This is a genomic window from Proteus sp. LHD240705 (assembly GCF_047921555.1).
Lineage (GTDB): Bacteria > Pseudomonadota > Gammaproteobacteria > Enterobacterales > Enterobacteriaceae > Proteus.
This window is the reverse complement of sequence record NZ_JBLRMI010000003.1, coordinates 430,103-444,698: the sequence shown is the minus strand read 5'-3', so window position 1 is coordinate 444,698 and position 14,596 is coordinate 430,103. Positions and strand designations below refer to the sequence as shown.

The 14,596-nt window shown below is 36.8% G+C and carries 16 protein-coding genes; 9 read left to right on the top strand and 7 right to left on the bottom strand.

Going from position 1 to position 14,596, the window contains the following annotated elements; translation table 11 throughout:
• Positions 1 to 24 precede the first annotated feature (24 nt).
• The gene (nfo, locus tag ACNART_RS08230; RefSeq protein ID WP_198620660.1) at positions 25 to 867 is read left to right on the top strand and encodes a deoxyribonuclease IV; all 843 of its coding nucleotides are present in this window, start codon (positions 25 to 27) and stop codon (positions 865 to 867) included.
• 72 nt (positions 868 to 939) lie between these two features.
• Here the strand turns inward: nfo and fruK are convergent, their stop codons facing one another.
• Positions 940 to 1,878 (bottom strand): 1-phosphofructokinase, encoded by a 939-nt coding sequence (fruK, locus tag ACNART_RS08225; protein ID WP_196533111.1) that lies wholly within the window; start codon positions 1,876 to 1,878, stop codon positions 940 to 942.
• Between the two features lie 188 nt (positions 1,879 to 2,066).
• Here fruK and ACNART_RS08220 point away from each other — a divergent pair, with 188 nt between their 5' ends.
• From ACNART_RS08220 to yeiP, 3 genes are all read left to right on the top strand, one after another.
• Complete coding sequence (locus tag ACNART_RS08220; RefSeq protein WP_198629765.1) at positions 2,067 to 2,483, top strand: nucleotide triphosphate diphosphatase NUDT15; 417 nt, start codon at positions 2,067 to 2,069, stop codon at positions 2,481 to 2,483.
• A gap of 290 nt (positions 2,484 to 2,773) precedes the next feature.
• On the top strand, positions 2,774 to 4,015 hold the full coding sequence (mtr, locus tag ACNART_RS08215) for a tryptophan permease (protein WP_196533110.1): 1,242 nt from the start codon (positions 2,774 to 2,776) through the stop codon (positions 4,013 to 4,015).
• 160 nt (positions 4,016 to 4,175) lie between these two features.
• The gene (gene yeiP / locus ACNART_RS08210; RefSeq protein ID WP_088493223.1) at positions 4,176 to 4,748 is read left to right on the top strand and encodes an elongation factor P-like protein YeiP; all 573 of its coding nucleotides are present in this window, start codon (positions 4,176 to 4,178) and stop codon (positions 4,746 to 4,748) included.
• A 141-nt stretch (positions 4,749 to 4,889) separates the two neighbouring features.
• On the opposite strand, the gene ACNART_RS08205 is transcribed toward yeiP, so the two are convergent.
• Positions 4,890 to 5,144 (bottom strand): hypothetical protein, encoded by a 255-nt coding sequence (locus ACNART_RS08205; RefSeq protein WP_416303521.1) that lies wholly within the window; start codon positions 5,142 to 5,144, stop codon positions 4,890 to 4,892.
• A 341-nt stretch (positions 5,145 to 5,485) separates the two neighbouring features.
• Positions 5,486 to 5,797 carry a hypothetical protein gene (locus tag ACNART_RS08200; protein ID WP_109372856.1) on the bottom strand — a complete coding sequence of 104 codons (312 nt, stop codon included), beginning with the start codon at positions 5,795 to 5,797 and terminating at the stop codon, positions 5,486 to 5,488.
• Between the two features lie 347 nt (positions 5,798 to 6,144).
• On the opposite strand from ACNART_RS08200, the gene ACNART_RS08195 reads away from it, so the two are divergent.
• Positions 6,145 to 6,852, top strand: coding sequence for a phosphatase PAP2 family protein (locus ACNART_RS08195; RefSeq protein ID WP_196533108.1), 708 nt, complete (start codon positions 6,145 to 6,147; stop codon positions 6,850 to 6,852).
• A gap of 362 nt (positions 6,853 to 7,214) precedes the next feature.
• A complete protein-coding gene (mepS, locus tag ACNART_RS08190) occupies positions 7,215 to 7,829 on the top strand; it encodes a bifunctional murein DD-endopeptidase/murein LD-carboxypeptidase (protein WP_100157924.1) in 615 nt (204 codons plus the stop codon).
• Between the two features lie 126 nt (positions 7,830 to 7,955).
• On the opposite strand, the gene ACNART_RS08185 is transcribed toward mepS, so the two are convergent.
• The 3 genes from ACNART_RS08185 to rsuA all read right to left on the bottom strand — a co-directional run bounded on the left by ACNART_RS08185 (position 7,956) and on the right by rsuA (position 10,749).
• A complete protein-coding gene (locus ACNART_RS08185) occupies positions 7,956 to 8,303 on the bottom strand; it encodes a YejG family protein (RefSeq protein WP_072062745.1) in 348 nt (115 codons plus the stop codon).
• A gap of 519 nt (positions 8,304 to 8,822) precedes the next feature.
• A complete protein-coding gene (locus ACNART_RS08180; RefSeq protein WP_198629764.1) occupies positions 8,823 to 10,007 on the bottom strand; it encodes a Bcr/CflA family multidrug efflux MFS transporter in 1,185 nt (394 codons plus the stop codon).
• Between the two features lie 37 nt (positions 10,008 to 10,044).
• Positions 10,045 to 10,749 (bottom strand): 16S rRNA pseudouridine(516) synthase RsuA, encoded by a 705-nt coding sequence (rsuA, locus tag ACNART_RS08175; protein ID WP_100157926.1) that lies wholly within the window; start codon positions 10,747 to 10,749, stop codon positions 10,045 to 10,047.
• Between the two features lie 181 nt (positions 10,750 to 10,930).
• Here rsuA and ACNART_RS08170 point away from each other — a divergent pair, with 181 nt between their 5' ends.
• On the top strand, positions 10,931 to 12,694 hold the full coding sequence (locus ACNART_RS08170; RefSeq protein ID WP_368927043.1) for a DEAD/DEAH box helicase: 1,764 nt from the start codon (positions 10,931 to 10,933) through the stop codon (positions 12,692 to 12,694).
• Between the two features lie 144 nt (positions 12,695 to 12,838).
• A complete protein-coding gene (gene rplY / locus ACNART_RS08165; protein ID WP_023581385.1) occupies positions 12,839 to 13,123 on the top strand; it encodes a 50S ribosomal protein L25 in 285 nt (94 codons plus the stop codon).
• An 83-nt stretch (positions 13,124 to 13,206) separates the two neighbouring features.
• Here the strand turns inward: rplY and yejK are convergent, their stop codons facing one another.
• Positions 13,207 to 14,211: a nucleoid-associated protein YejK gene (gene yejK / locus ACNART_RS08160; RefSeq protein ID WP_099074944.1), complete on the bottom strand. Its 1,005-nt coding sequence runs from the start codon at positions 14,209 to 14,211 to the stop codon at positions 13,207 to 13,209.
• Between the two features lie 155 nt (positions 14,212 to 14,366).
• On the opposite strand from yejK, the gene ACNART_RS08155 reads away from it, so the two are divergent.
• Positions 14,367 to 14,594 carry a YejL family protein gene (locus tag ACNART_RS08155; RefSeq protein ID WP_004247042.1) on the top strand — a complete coding sequence of 76 codons (228 nt, stop codon included), beginning with the start codon at positions 14,367 to 14,369 and terminating at the stop codon, positions 14,592 to 14,594.
• Positions 14,595 to 14,596: the final 2 nt, after the last annotated feature.

Here is a 14,596-nt window from a genome sequence, read left to right as displayed (position 1 = left end):
GAAATAAATCTAAGGAGAGAAAGAATGAAATTTGTTGGCGCACATGTCAGTGCTGCTGGTGGCGTCGATCAGGCGGTATTACGCGCACATGAAATAAAAGCGACTGCGTTTGCCCTTTTTACTAAGAATCAGCGCCAGTGGAAAGCTGCACCATTATCCACAGAAGTTATTGATAAATTTAAAAAGAACTGCGAACTTTATAGTTATAGCCCCTCTCAAATTTTACCCCATGACAGCTATCTCATTAATTTAGGTCACCCTGAAGAAGATGCTCTCGAAAAATCGAGAGATGCATTTTTAGATGAAATGCAGCGTTGTGAACAACTGGGTATTGAGTTACTGAATTTCCATCCAGGAAGTCATTTAAATAAGATTGATGTTGATAAGTGTCTACAAAAAATTGCCCAATCAATTAACATCACTTTAGAAAAAACTAAAAATGTCACTGCCGTAATTGAAAATACAGCAGGACAAGGAACAAATCTAGGTTATCGTTTTGAACATCTAGCCGCCATTATTGATGGCGTAGAAGATAAATCTCGTGTAGGCGTTTGTATTGATACTTGCCATACTTTCGCCGCAGGTTATGATCTAAGAACAATTGAAGATTGCGAAAAAACATTCGCTGAATTTGAAAGGATTGTCGGCTTTCAATACCTAAAAGCGATGCACCTTAATGATGCAAAAAGTGAATTAGCCAGTCGTGTAGATCGCCACCATAGTTTAGGTGAAGGTAATATTGGTAAAGTGCCTTTTAGTTATATTATGCAAGATAAACGTTTTGATGGTATTCCGCTGATTTTAGAAACCATTAATCCTGATATTTGGCCTGACGAAATTGCTTGGTTGAAATCACAACAATACTAATAACAGCACTAACAGTAATGAGTTTTGCGGTTTATACAATTTTCGCTTTATAACAATAAACCGCAAATTACTTTATTTAATAGGTGTTAACTCAATCTTAGTCATCATTTCAGCAAGCTGGCTTCTGTCTTTTATTCCTACATCAGGCTGACTGACTGATAACGCAGAAATAGCGGTTGCAAGGCGCAATGTATGCTCACTCGTTTGGCTCATTAATAAGCCATAGACTAATCCAGCAACCATTGAATCCCCAGCACCAACGGTACTTATCACATCACAATGTGGTGGCTTTGCAAGCCATGCTCCAGATGCATTTACCCATAAAGCTCCTCTTTCACCCAGTGAAATAACGACATGCGCAATGCCTTTATCTCGCAATTGATGAGCAGCTTTAATAATATCTGCCATTTCAGTTAATGAATGTCCAACCCACGCTTCTAATTCACGATGATTAGGTTTTATCAACCAAGGTGCCGCTTTTAACCCTGCGACTAAAGCATCACGACTGCTGTCAAAAATAATGCATGGGCATAATATTCTTAACTTAATCATCCATTGGGTAAAAGCTTCAGGATCAACACCATTAGGTAAACTTCCACTGACAACCACCATATCGAAATGACCAAGCCAATTAAGCGAATCTGTTGCAAAACGCTGCCAATCTTGTGGTGATACTGTAAATCCTGAAAAATTAAAGTCGGTGACTTGCCCTTTTCCTTCAGTTAGCTTTACATTTATGCGTGTTCGTCCCGACACTAGATAAAAACGGTTCGCCATACCATTTTCACTAAAGAAATGCTGAAACTCTTCTTGATTTTCGCGTCCCATAAACCCGCTAACAGTAATATCGATACCTAAATCACGTAAGACTTTCGCGACATTATTGCCTTTACCCGCAGGATTAAGTCCAGCAGTTCGGACTAAATTAACACCACCTACATCAATAGCTGGACAAGCACCAACAAGATCATAAGCAGGGTTTAAGGTGATCGTAGCGACACGGCGACTCATGCCTTCACTCCCCAATCATTTTTTATTATGAATATTTAGGGTGTTATTTATAGCATCAATTAACCTTTTATTCAGTGAAATCGAGCTGGTTCTCCTTGCACTCTATTCATCCTCAATGGAGAATATCACCCGTAAAAAGCGACTTATTTTATACATTAACTATATAAAAAAGAAAAAAGGAGTCTCAAATGTCAGTCGTAGTCGGCGTTGGTGTAATTATCACTAATGAAAATGGTGAAGTATTATTAGGAAAACGTTGTGGAAAACATGCCCCTTATTGGTCAATTTTTGGTGGGCATGTTGATGAAGGTGAAACTTTTGAGCAATGTGCTATTCGAGAAATAGAAGAAGAAATTGGTATTGCGATCACTGAGCCACAAGTGATTGGTATTAGCAATAATCTAGAAACTTACCAATTAGAAGGTAAACACACAGTTTCTATTTGTATGATCGCACAACATCAAGGTGACGAACCTAAATTGATGGAACCAGATAAATGTTCTGAACTTCGCTGGTGTTCACCTGATGATTTACCTGAGCCACACTTTGAAGCCAGTCGCAATTCTATTGCATTATGGAAAAGTAAGCAGTTTTATCAAGGCTAATTAAAAACGCCCTATCACTTTCATTATTCTGGATCTTTTTTGTTCAGAATAATGTTTGAATTATCTATTTCTGCGCAAATTTTCACTTTTTTATAGCGATATTTCTTTATCATTTCTAATAATTCTCATTCTAATCTATTGATTTATATAATCACCTTCTCCTATTGTATTATTTTTACTCACTTTTTTCTTTTATAAAGCACAATAACCTCTATTTACACCTTTATAGCAAAAGTGTATTATTTACACCATCAAGCTAGTACATTGAGTCAATTTTATAAGGACATCCTATGTCAGAAGTCACATCAATAACAAAGCGCCCATCCATACTTGGTGGTGCAATGATCATTGCTGGCACCGCTGTGGGTGCAGGCATGTTTTCCATTCCTATTGTGACTTCCGGTGTCTGGTTTACCGGTTCTATTTTCCTTTTGATCTACACTTGGTTTTGTTTATTTATGTCGGGGTTAATGATTTTAGAAGTAAACCTTCATTATCCTTTAGGCTCAAGCTTTCATACCATTACCAAAGACTTATTAGGAAAAGGTTGGAGCACCATTAATGGACTATCTATTGCGTTTGTTCTTTATATTTTAACTTACGCTTATATTTCTGCGGGTAGCTCCATTATTGTGCAAAACTTTGCAAATGTGATAAGCGTCCCTCAAGCTATTGCTGGTTTAGTCTTTGCATTAATTGTTGCTTTCTTTGTTTGGTTATCAACACGCGCAGTGGATAGATTAAGCACCATTTTAATTGGTGGTATGGTAATTGCCTTTGTGTTAGCTATTGGCGGTCTATTTACGGAAGTAAAAATGCCAGTGTTATTTAACACTAACGAAAACAATGCAAGCTACTTGCCTTATGCTTTAGCCGCATTACCTTATTTACTGACCTCATTTGGTTATCACGGCAATATTCCAGGCTTAGTGACGTATTACCGTAAAGATGGTAAAGCTGTTATGAAAAGCTTGCTTATTGGTACATTGATTTCACTGGCAATTTATATTTTATGGCAGTTTGTTGTACAAGGTAATATTCCTCGCGAAGATTTCAAACAAGTAATTGCTGATGGTGGAAATATTGGTAACTTATTAGCACAAATGCGTTCAACAACCGCCAATGCCTCTGTATCAATGTTATTAGACTTTTTCTCTTATATGGCACTAGCAAGTTCATTCTTAGGAGTGTCATTAGGATTATTCGATTACTTAGCAGACTTTTTTAAGTTTTCAAATACAAGAAGTGGTCGATTTAAATCTGCATTAGTAACGTTTATACCACCGACTATTTTGGCAATTATTTTTCCTGATGGTTTCTTATATGCCATTGGTTTTGCAGGACTGGCAGCAACCATTTGGGCTGCAATTATTCCAGCATTAATGGCAAAAGCGAGTCGTGAACGTAATCAAAGTCAAAGCTTTAAAGCGCCCGGTGGTATGTTTATGATTGGATTCGTCATTTTGTTTGGTGTTATCAATGCCAGCGCACATATTTTAGCGAACTTTAATCTTCTGCCTATCTACCGTTAATTTCTTTTCTAAAAGCCTGTATCTAAAGCCAGCTCCACTTCAGCTGGCTTTGTTTTTTCATCAAATCTTATAAAAAAATGTGCGAATAACTTGCCAAGTTTCTGCACTGCGAGTAATTTTGTCGCCATTATCGTCAATGTTATTTAATGGAAGGTTTTATATGGCAAAAGCCAATGAAATTAAACGTGGTATGGCTGTTAGTTATAACAACAAGTTATTACTGGTAAAAGATATCGACATCCAAGCACCAAGTGCTCGTGGTGCAAGTACACTGTACAAAATGCGTTTTACTGATATCCGTACAGGCCAAAAAGTAGAAGAGCGTTTTAAAGGCGATGATATGATTGATACCATCAGCTTAACACGTCGTGCTGTGAGCTTTTCTTACATTGATGGTGATGAATATATCTTTATGGATAATGAAGATTACACACCGTATACCTTCAAAAAAGATCAAATTGAAGATGAATTACTGTTTATTCCTGAGGAAGGCTTAGCAGGAATGCAAGTATTAACAATGGATGGTCAAGTTTTAGCATTAGAACTGCCACAAACTGTTGATATGGAAATTGTTGAAACTGTTCCAGGTATTAAAGGCGCTTCTGCAAGTGCTCGTACTAAACCTGCAACATTGCCAACAGGGTTAGTTATTCAGGTTCCTGAATACCTTTCTACTGGCGATAAAGTTCGTATTCATATTGCTGAACGTCGCTATATGGGCCGAGCTGACTAATCAACAGTCAGAAACCCTACTCATTAGCGTATAGCTAATGTTGCTTTAAATAGGTCAGATAATCGTAAGAAACCCAATGTGACAAACGATTATTTGACTTGTTTATCTTTTGCAACCTACCTCTGTCTACCCACAGACACCTTAAAAATAGTGAACGTCAATAACACCATTCTTTTGGATATCATCCATCCAACGGATCTCAGCCTTGCCCATATCTTGAGGCAAAATAATAGTTTGTTGGGATTTATCAAAAGACGCAGGAACAATAGATTGAGTAGATGTAAACACTTTGTTGTGTTTGTAACATTGGTATTCAGCTTTATCAAATGTGAAATTCATCTCACATGCAGGATCCACAATCGCACCCCGCAGATAAATCTGCCCTGTTGTTTGCATGGGATCAGATGCCCAAGCTAATGATATCGAACTGGAAACGAGAAGACTGCATACTACGGTCAGATATTTTCTCATAACGACCTCACTTCTTGTTTGCGCTAGCAGGTATGAGGATCACACCTACCCGACATATTTTCATCATAACAATAAAATATGACATTCATATAGACATAAGAGGAATATTTGATGTCTATCAAATATAAGTGTTCGATGTTTATAAATAAGAAATCAACGTTGATTAAACTTAAGTCAAATATTTTTAACTTTAATAACAATTCTATAAAAGCATTAAAATTTTATTTAATTAATACAATTATTTTTATTATTAGGTCTATGGGAAACTAATTATAAACAATGTTCATTACAGCTAAATTATCATTAATCCATTTAATATCCATAGAGCCTTTGTTGTTAATCAATTTAGAATTAAAGTGCTTATTCCTTTCTAACTGATATTGAGATTCTTGCATTTCAGTTCCATTCCAACAGCTTGTTTTAAAAGTGTTTTTCTCTGTATCCATTAGGCAATTGCCCTCAACAATTGCACCAACAAAAGTTATAGTTCCGGAACCAATGACTTTATTTTCCTTAGCAAAAGTAGGTGTACTTAATAATAAAGTTAAGCACGTAGCAGCAATACATAACTTATTCAAAACTAGCCTCCTATGATTATTGGGGTGTGTAAATTCCACAAGCCAATATGTTATTAAAGTCCTAACTAATATCGGCTTGTTACTTTATTTATTTAACTTTTATCTTTAATTAAAGAATAGAAAAAAATTATATAATACTCAAATTACGAGTATCAAGAAAAAATATTCTAAATTTGAGTTAAGTGAGTATGAAAAAATCCAACAGAAATGAAACTAAAGTATAACATTTACACAAACAGCAAATTGCAAAGATCTATTTTTTTATTTTGGTTATAGTTCTATAATTAAACTCAAACTTTTTGTGATCAAGATCACCAAACACACGCAAAATTTGTCATTTTATTATTATGAAACTTTCTTATTTTCACCAAAAAGCACTCGCTATTTTTCTACTTAATCTTGCAGGTCTAATTATTTTTTTCTCTTGGTATCTTCCAGCACAACATGGATTTTGGCTATCAATTGACACTCATATTTTTTATTTTTTTAATCAGCACATTTTACCTGATACTTTTTTTGCCTCTTTTGTGGCTTATACCAATAATAGGAAGTTTGATTTAGTTATTTTGCTGGCGATGGGTGCACTTTATTACAATACATTCCGTAAAAAAGATTATATGGGTAAACGCCATCTTGTCATTGTGGGATTAGTGATGGTAATAAGTGCAGTGCTGATTAATCAATTGGGACAAAATATTCCCATTGAAAGACCAAGCCCAACACTTCATTTTCAAGATGTGCATAGAGTGGGCGTTGTGACTGGTATTCCTACAAAAGATGCCTCAGGTGATAGCTTCCCTGGCGATCATGGTTTGATGCTACTTATCTTCTGTAGCTTTATATTACGTTATCTCTCGTTTCGTTCTTTCTTATGTGCTCTTCTTATTACTGTCGTATTTTCATTACCAAGAGTTATGGCCGGTGCACACTGGGCATCAGATATATTAGTTGGTTCTATTTCTTTAACTTTAATCACAACAAGTTGGTTATTAATTACACCATTATCAGATATTATTGTCAGACAATTAGAAAAATATCTTCCTTTTAAAAAATAAAAGGGAAAACACATTTAATTTATTAAAAGAGAATAAGTGTAATATTGCACTTATTCTTTTGGTCATTTTTTTGACAATTAAATGATATTATTATGACAAAATGAGATCTATTTTAAGTATTAGCACTTTATTATCTAATGTTTTGTAAATTAAGCTCCTTTTCTCTCGCCATTTAGCCCCTCTTTCTGTACACTTTTCTGGTTTCTTCATTATTTATTGTTTAATGTGGATATTTACGTGCTTTAGAGCACGTTTTTCGCGAAATAGGGTTGCCAGAGTTAAATTACACTATATTCTCTGGTTATTTGGTGAATAATTCATGTGCGCTTCTGCACGTAAGGATGTAAGGGAAATCTGTCACAATGAGAACAAAACCGTATATGAGAATGCTTAAGCTCATACCGGCGTTCATTGTTGTAGCTACGCTATCAGCATGTAGCTCACAGAACGCAAATTCACGCTTAGCGAATTCAAGCACTACCCCACTTAATACATCATCAAGCACATCTATTTCCCAAGCATCACAAGATGAATTTGAATCATTGGTGAAGAATCTCGATATAAAATCTAAGATACTTGACCAATATGCAGACTGGAAAGGCGTCGCTTATCGTTTAGGTGGAGATACTAAAAAAGGCATCGACTGTTCTGCCTTTGTACAAAGAACCTTTCTTGACCAATTCGGTGTAGAACTTCCTCGCTCGACCTCAGACCAGCAGTTCTCTGGTACCCAGGTTAATAAATCAAAATTACAAGCAGGCGATCTCGTTCTATTCAAAACAGGCCGTACTATGCGCCATGTTGGAATTTACATCGGTAATGATAAATTTGTACATGCATCCACCAGCAATGGTGTAACAGTGTCAGAAATGTCTAATGTCTACTGGAACAAACGTTTTTATGCAGCAAGACGTGTTATTGACAAAAATGACGCAGCGCTTGTTGAAAACAACCTTTCGCAAAATGTATTAAGATAATTAATTCCCTTATATCTTATTGCAATAAAAAAGCCTCATTAAAATAAATAATGAGGCTTTTTTTATATTCTTGGCCATGCTTAAACCGCACAGTAACTACATTGGTTTTATAACATTAACTAGGTGTTATAAATAAGAATATGCCGTTGGGAATGGCTCTGCAATAGCGACACCCGCGTTTTTTAAGCAACATAATGCAGCACATTCATCGTCGCTATGAAGGAAAAGGCAAGGAGCTCCATCCCACTCAATCACAACGCTATCAATATGGAGATTACTCAGATACTGACGCAAATTCTGTATTGCTTCATCCAGTGTCATACCATCATGACTTAATAATTTTAAGCCAATTAGCGTATTTTGCTTTCCAGCATCATTTTCAGGCAGTATTTCTACTCTTGTGCCTGCAAAGCCTGCTAGCCACCGATAACTCAGCGGCAGCTTATGAACTACCGAAAGTTGTACATTATCCACAAATCAATCCTGTTTCATCAACACGTTAATTTAATACATCATCAATACGAGTTTGAACTGACTTGCTCACACGCATATTAGAACTTTGTTAATCATAGAACATAAATATTACAATTGCTTTACAAAAAAGCGAAGAGACGTATCAAACCATTCTTTTAGCTTAGCGTTTGCAGATATTCATGCCTACAATGCTTAATCTCTTCAATTATTCTTCCATTTATTTAACATTTTATCAACCATATAAAATAATTGCATAAAATATTACGCATTCATGTAAAACAATCCATCAATTTTTATCACGATACTTCATATCAACAAAACAATAATAGATGATTATTAAAATAAATTTTACTTAATTTAACAAAAAAACAACATCAGGTATTGATTCAAATCAAAAAATCACACTAATTTGAAACGATTCATGAAATACAGCAGAGGAAAATGTGGTGTTTTTAGAGGAAATAGAGACAGGAAAAGAGGAGCACGCTATAAATTTCTGTTATTTATAGCGTGATGTTCTTATTTATAACGACGAGCAAGCAAAATAAACCCCATAGCAAACAGTACACAGAATGCCATAGAGCTTACCATTGGCCATTCTGATTTTGCTGGTAGCATAGCAATAGCCGTTCCAACTAACGCACCAACACCAAAACGCACTGTTCCTGCGAGAGAAGAAACCGTTCCTGCCATATGGGGATAGTCATCAAGAATAACGGCCATCGCATTCGATGTGATCATTGCGATCCCGCCCACATACATTGCTACACCCACAACAAGGAAATAGAAATGTAAATTAAGAGCGACCACCAGCAATAAAAAGATCCCCATAATACATTGAATAGTTAATCCTAGGCGTAACATATTCAACGCACCAAATCGACGAACATATCGCCCATTAATGCTTGTCATCACAATTAAGAAGATGATATTAAAGCCAAAATATAATCCAAATTGATCAAAGGGAATACCATGCAATTCGATATAGACAAAAGGGCCAGCACTAAGAAATGAAAACATGCCAGCAAAAGAAAAACCTGAAGCCAAAATATAGCAAAGGACACGACGTGTTCTAAACAGACTAATAAATTGGCTAAATGTCACTCTTAAGCTAAAGCGTTGGCGACGCTCTTTTGGTAATGTTTCTGGAATATAAAAAGCAATTAATGCAGATGCAATCACGGCGGCTATCGCGATACTCCAGAAAATAGCATGCCATGAAAACCAATTCATCACCCAAGCACCTAATAGTGGCGCTAATAAAGGTGCGATAGTCATAACAAGTGCAACAAAAGACATACTTCTAGAGAAGTCATCTCTAGAGAACATATCTCTCATCAATGCATTAATAACAACACTTGCCGCAGCTGCTGCAAAACCATGTAAAAAGCGCATACCAATTAGCACATCTATTGATTCAGATAATGCACATGCACTAGAGGCAAAAGCAAAAACAATTACGCCGCCCAAAATGACAGGCTTACGTCCCAAGCTATCAGCCATAGGACCATAGACTAATTGCCCAATAGCAAAACCAAAAATATAGATACTTAATGTCATTTGTACTTTGCCACTTGGCACACCAAAATCTTGCGCAATAGTAGGTAAACTTGGCAAATACATATCTATAGCCAATGGCATAAGCATGGAAATAAGTCCCAGTATTAAAATGAGACTAAAGTACGACGAACGTTGCTGTTGCACGCAGATAAACTCCCAAAAACGACAGGATAAATAATAATTATTGAGGTAAGTGAATGCTGTTGATCTCTTCTTCTGTTAATGGACGATATTCGCCCTCAGCTAAAGTCTCATCTAATGTAATATCACCAATACGCTCACGATGTAATGCACTTACATGATTACCCACTGCTGCAAACATACGTTTTACTTGGTGATATTTGCCTTCACTAATAGTAAGTTTGACTTCTGTTGGCGTAATAATTTCTAACGTGGCGGGTTTTGTTAGGTCTTTTTCACCGTTGAGTTGAACACCCTTTTGGAATTGTTCAGCAACACCCTCTCCAATCGGCTCTTCTAACGTAACCAGATAGGTTTTCTCACAATGATGTTTTGGTGCCGTAATACGATGTGACCATTGACCATTATCCGTTAATAAAACAAGTCCTGTTGTATCAATATCTAAACGCCCAGCAGCATGTAATTTATGAGCCAAAGGTTCATCAATAAAATAGAGGATAGTTGGATTAACTGGATCGTCTGTTGAACATACATAGCCAATTGGCTTATTCAACATAAAGTAGCGAGGCCCTAAAATTTGAGTTAAGACATTACCGTCGTAAGCTACTTCTTGCTCTGGTGCAATTTTGGTTGAACCGCTTTTCACCATTTCGCCATCAATTGTTACAAGCCCTGCTCTTAATTCACGAAGGATCAAGCTACGGCTAATACCCAATTGCTGGGATAAAAATTTATCTAATCGCATGAATTTCTCTGAAAAATGGAAGAATACCATCTGATATGAGGTATCTATTAAAAATGAATATTAACAATAAAACAACTAATTAATTTATAAATAAACTATCACGCTCTTTACTCCTCCCTTATTCGCGCTACCTATAAAAAAATGTTACGCTGACGCCCCGTTTGATTTCTTATGCAGAGTTATGGCTTTTACACTCAGACCTTATCAACTTGACGCTGTTAACGCGACAATCTCTTATTTTCGCCAACACAATACACCTGCGGTAATTGTATTACCTACTGGCGCAGGGAAAAGTTTAGTGATTGCAGAACTCGCTAAAAGAGCACGCGGACGTGTATTGGTGTTAGCACACGTAAAAGAATTAGTAGAACAGAACCATAGCAAATATGAGGCTTATGGTCTATCTGCAGATATTTTTGCTGCTGGCTTACAACAAAAAGAGAGTAGCGGGAAAGTTGTTTTTGGTAGTGTGCAATCTGTTGCCCGTAATTTATCGCGGTTTAGTGATACTTTTTCTCTTCTTATTATTGATGAATGCCATCGCATTAGTTTGTCTGAAGATAGCCAATATCAGCAAGTCATTAAACAATTGCAATCCATTAATCCACAATTACGTATCTTAGGATTAACTGCAACACCTTATCGTTTACCTACGGGTTGGATTTATCAATATCATTATCACGGTATGATCAGAGGTGATGAAAACTGCTTTTTCCGCGATTGTATCTATGAATTGCCTTTACGCTATATGATAAGCAATCATTTTTTAGTTCCACCAACTCGCCTAGATATGCCTATATTGCAATACGACTTTAGCCAAGTAAGAACAAGTCAAAATGGGATATTTAATGAAGAAGATCTAAACCGTGAAATAAAGAGACAAAAACGTATTACGCCTCATATTGTCGCTCAAATTATTGAATATGCGCAAAATTGCCGAGGAGTAATGATATTTGCGGCGACAGTTGAACATGCAAAAGAGATCCTTTCTCTTTTACCACAAGATGAAGCAGCATTAGTCAGTGCGGATACCCCCTCTTATGAACGTGATGATCTTATTTCCCGTTTTAAACAGCAACAATTACGTTATATGGTCAATGTTGCCGTACTAACAACAGGTTTTGATGCACCTCATGTTGATTTAATTGCTATCTTACGCCCCACTGAGTCTGTGAGTTTATACCAGCAAATTGTAGGACGGGGATTAAGATTATTTGCAGGAAAAACAGAATGCCTGATTTTAGATTATGCAGGTAATCCTCATGATCTCTATCTACCCGAAGTTGGTACTAAAAAACCCAATCCAAATAGTCAGCCGGTACAAGTTTTTTGTCCTATTTGCCAATTTGCCAATACCTTTTGGGGAATTGTAGATGCTGATGGGGATATCATTGAACACTATGGTCGCCGTTGCCAAGGTTGGGAACTCAATGAACAAGGGCAAAAACAGCAATGTGAATTTCGTTTCCGCTTTAAATTGTGTCCTCATTGTAATGAAGAAAATGATATTGCAGCACGTCGCTGTGTTCATTGCGATGATATCTTGGTTGATCCTGATGATATGCTCAAAGCGGCATTAAAACTCAAAGGGGCATTAGTTCTACGCTGTGGTGGAATGCAATTTAAGTCAGGAAATGATGTTAAAGGTGAATGGTTAGAAATTAATTATTACGATGAAGAAGGCACGTCTGTCTCTGAACGTTTTCGATTAACCACCCCAGCTCAACGAAAAGTATTTGAATTAAAATTTTTACGTGAACATCAACGCGCACCAGGTGTTCCTTTTGTTTGGCATGATGCCAACGACATTATTAAACAGTTTGATTTGTTACGTCACCCCGACTTTATTGTCGCCCATAAAGGTAAAAAAGAGAGCTTCTGGAAGATAAGAAATAAGATTTTTGACTATGCAGGCCGCTACCGAAAAGCAGATACCTTATATTAATCTGGATTTATATTTGCTGTTAGAGGACTTTTTCGTTAAAATGCGCCCCGCTTTATCTATTTTTAGATAAACCAAATCTCGAGCTTGTTGCTGGGTCGCCTGTAACAAGTATGTATTTTCTTTCTTTTTTATAAGAGAAAAAAGATGTTAACTATCAAAGCAACTGTACGTAAAGAGCAGGGTAAGGGTGCGAGCCGCCGCCTGCGTGTGGCTAACCGTTTTCCTGCTATCGTTTATGGCGGAAATGAAGAGCCAATCGCTATCGATTTAGATCACAACGAAGTTATCAACCAAGAGCACAAATCAGAATTCTATTCAGATTTCGTAAACCTGGTTATCGATGGTAAAGAAACTAAAGTTAAAGTTAAAGCAGTGCAACGTCACGAGTATAAACCAAAAATTACTCATATCGACTTCCTGCGCGCTTAATAAGCCACCCTTCGAGCTTTATTTTTCGGGACGCCGAGCATATAACGCCACTTAATGTGGCGTTATTTGTTTCTACTATTTAATTATTTTTCTGATGCTCTACGTTGTAGCTGATCACGTAAATTAGGCGGTGTACCTTTAATGGTGAGCGTATCTGTTGCTGGATCCCAGAATATTCTCTCCCCTAATAATTTCGCATCAAAATTCACTGTTAATCCACCACCACTTCCTGAGTACTTCATCAGTTGACGTAACGTACTGCGATCTGCGGGGAATGTTTCAGCTAACTCATAGCCTTTTTCTTCAGTAAATTGAGCAAAGTTTTGATCACCCAAAGACGGTAATTCTTCGGCAAGCTCTGTTAAGGCAATTTCTTCGCCCGATTGTAATTGCTCGTTACAATAGCTATATACTTGCTCACGACAAGTTTGACGCTCTTGCTTGCCCATTTCTGAGGCTTCACAAAAATCGTCAACCGCTTGTAATAAGCCTTTATTTTGAACTTTAGCGTTTAAACCTTCTTGAGCACCTAAAAAGTCCATAAAGAAGTCAGAGACTTTACGTCCAACACGACCTTTTAAAAACGTTAAATAACGTAAAGAGTCGGGCGCCGTTTCCCATTCAGTTAAATCGATACGAGCAATAATGTCTGCATGAGGAATATCTAAATAGCGCGTTGATGACACATCAAGGCTGTCATTTACCCACATACTGTTACAACTACTAAGTACAGCAATTAAAAGGTAATCCACCGCTAAATAGCGATAGTGGCAAAATAGAACGGTGCCACCTTCTGCAAAAGGATATTTTGCTAATTCATCTTTTAGTCTCACGGTTGCTGCTCGTGAAAAACCTAAAAAGTTTTCTTCGCCTTTACGCTGTAAACGCAGCGCTTCTGCTAATTCACTTTCTTCATTAAACAGACCATAAGCTTTACTTTTTGCACTGTATACACGATGTAACTCTTCAATCATCTCCTGAACAACGGGTTCAATTTCTAAGAGTGAATCACGTAGCACAACTTCTAATGTCTGCTCATCTCGCTTAATAAGTTGATGCAAAACTAATTGGTTAATATCTAGACTCATGGTCGTCCTCTTCTATTGCGTCTCTTTCTCGTGCGCGTATTCAAACACTCCCTACTTTCAGTATCAAGGGAAAATTAATTAATTTAATAGCGGAAAAAGACCTAGTAATACGGTAATATATAGCGTTTTATTCATTTAGTAGGAATTCAGATTTTATGCCACAAAAATCCCGTTATAGTGATGAACAAGTTGAGCAATTACTTGCAGAACTTGTCAGCGTTCTTGAAAAACATCATACTCCTACAGATCTTTCTTTGATGGTGTTGGGGAACATGGTGACAAACTTAATCAATACAAGTATTGCCCCTGCTCAACGAATGCTGATTGCTGATTCTTTTGTTCACGCATTGCGTGCTTCAATTGATGAAGGCAATATTCACTAATA

Coding starts and splice junctions, on each gene's coding strand:
- ACNART_RS08155 (WP_004247042.1), top strand. CDS start 14,367: ATGCCACAAAAATCCCGTTATAGTGATGAACAAGTTGAGCAATTACTT.
- rsuA (WP_100157926.1), bottom strand. CDS start 10,749: ATGCGATTAGATAAATTTTTATCCCAGCAATTGGGTATTAGCCGTAGC.
- ACNART_RS08205 (WP_416303521.1), bottom strand. CDS start 5,144: ATGCAAACAACAGGGCAGATTTATCTGCGGGGTGCGATTGTGGATCCT.
- yeiP (WP_088493223.1), top strand. CDS start 4,176: ATGGCAAAAGCCAATGAAATTAAACGTGGTATGGCTGTTAGTTATAAC.
- rplY (WP_023581385.1), top strand. CDS start 12,839: ATGTTAACTATCAAAGCAACTGTACGTAAAGAGCAGGGTAAGGGTGCG.
- mepS (WP_100157924.1), top strand. CDS start 7,215: ATGAGAACAAAACCGTATATGAGAATGCTTAAGCTCATACCGGCGTTC.
- ACNART_RS08195 (WP_196533108.1), top strand. CDS start 6,145: ATGAAACTTTCTTATTTTCACCAAAAAGCACTCGCTATTTTTCTACTT.
- yejK (WP_099074944.1), bottom strand. CDS start 14,211: ATGAGTCTAGATATTAACCAATTAGTTTTGCATCAACTTATTAAGCGA.
- nfo (WP_198620660.1), top strand. CDS start 25: ATGAAATTTGTTGGCGCACATGTCAGTGCTGCTGGTGGCGTCGATCAG.
- fruK (WP_196533111.1), bottom strand. CDS start 1,878: ATGAGTCGCCGTGTCGCTACGATCACCTTAAACCCTGCTTATGATCTT.
- mtr (WP_196533110.1), top strand. CDS start 2,774: ATGTCAGAAGTCACATCAATAACAAAGCGCCCATCCATACTTGGTGGT.
- ACNART_RS08220 (WP_198629765.1), top strand. CDS start 2,067: ATGTCAGTCGTAGTCGGCGTTGGTGTAATTATCACTAATGAAAATGGT.
- ACNART_RS08170 (WP_368927043.1), top strand. CDS start 10,931: ATGGCTTTTACACTCAGACCTTATCAACTTGACGCTGTTAACGCGACA.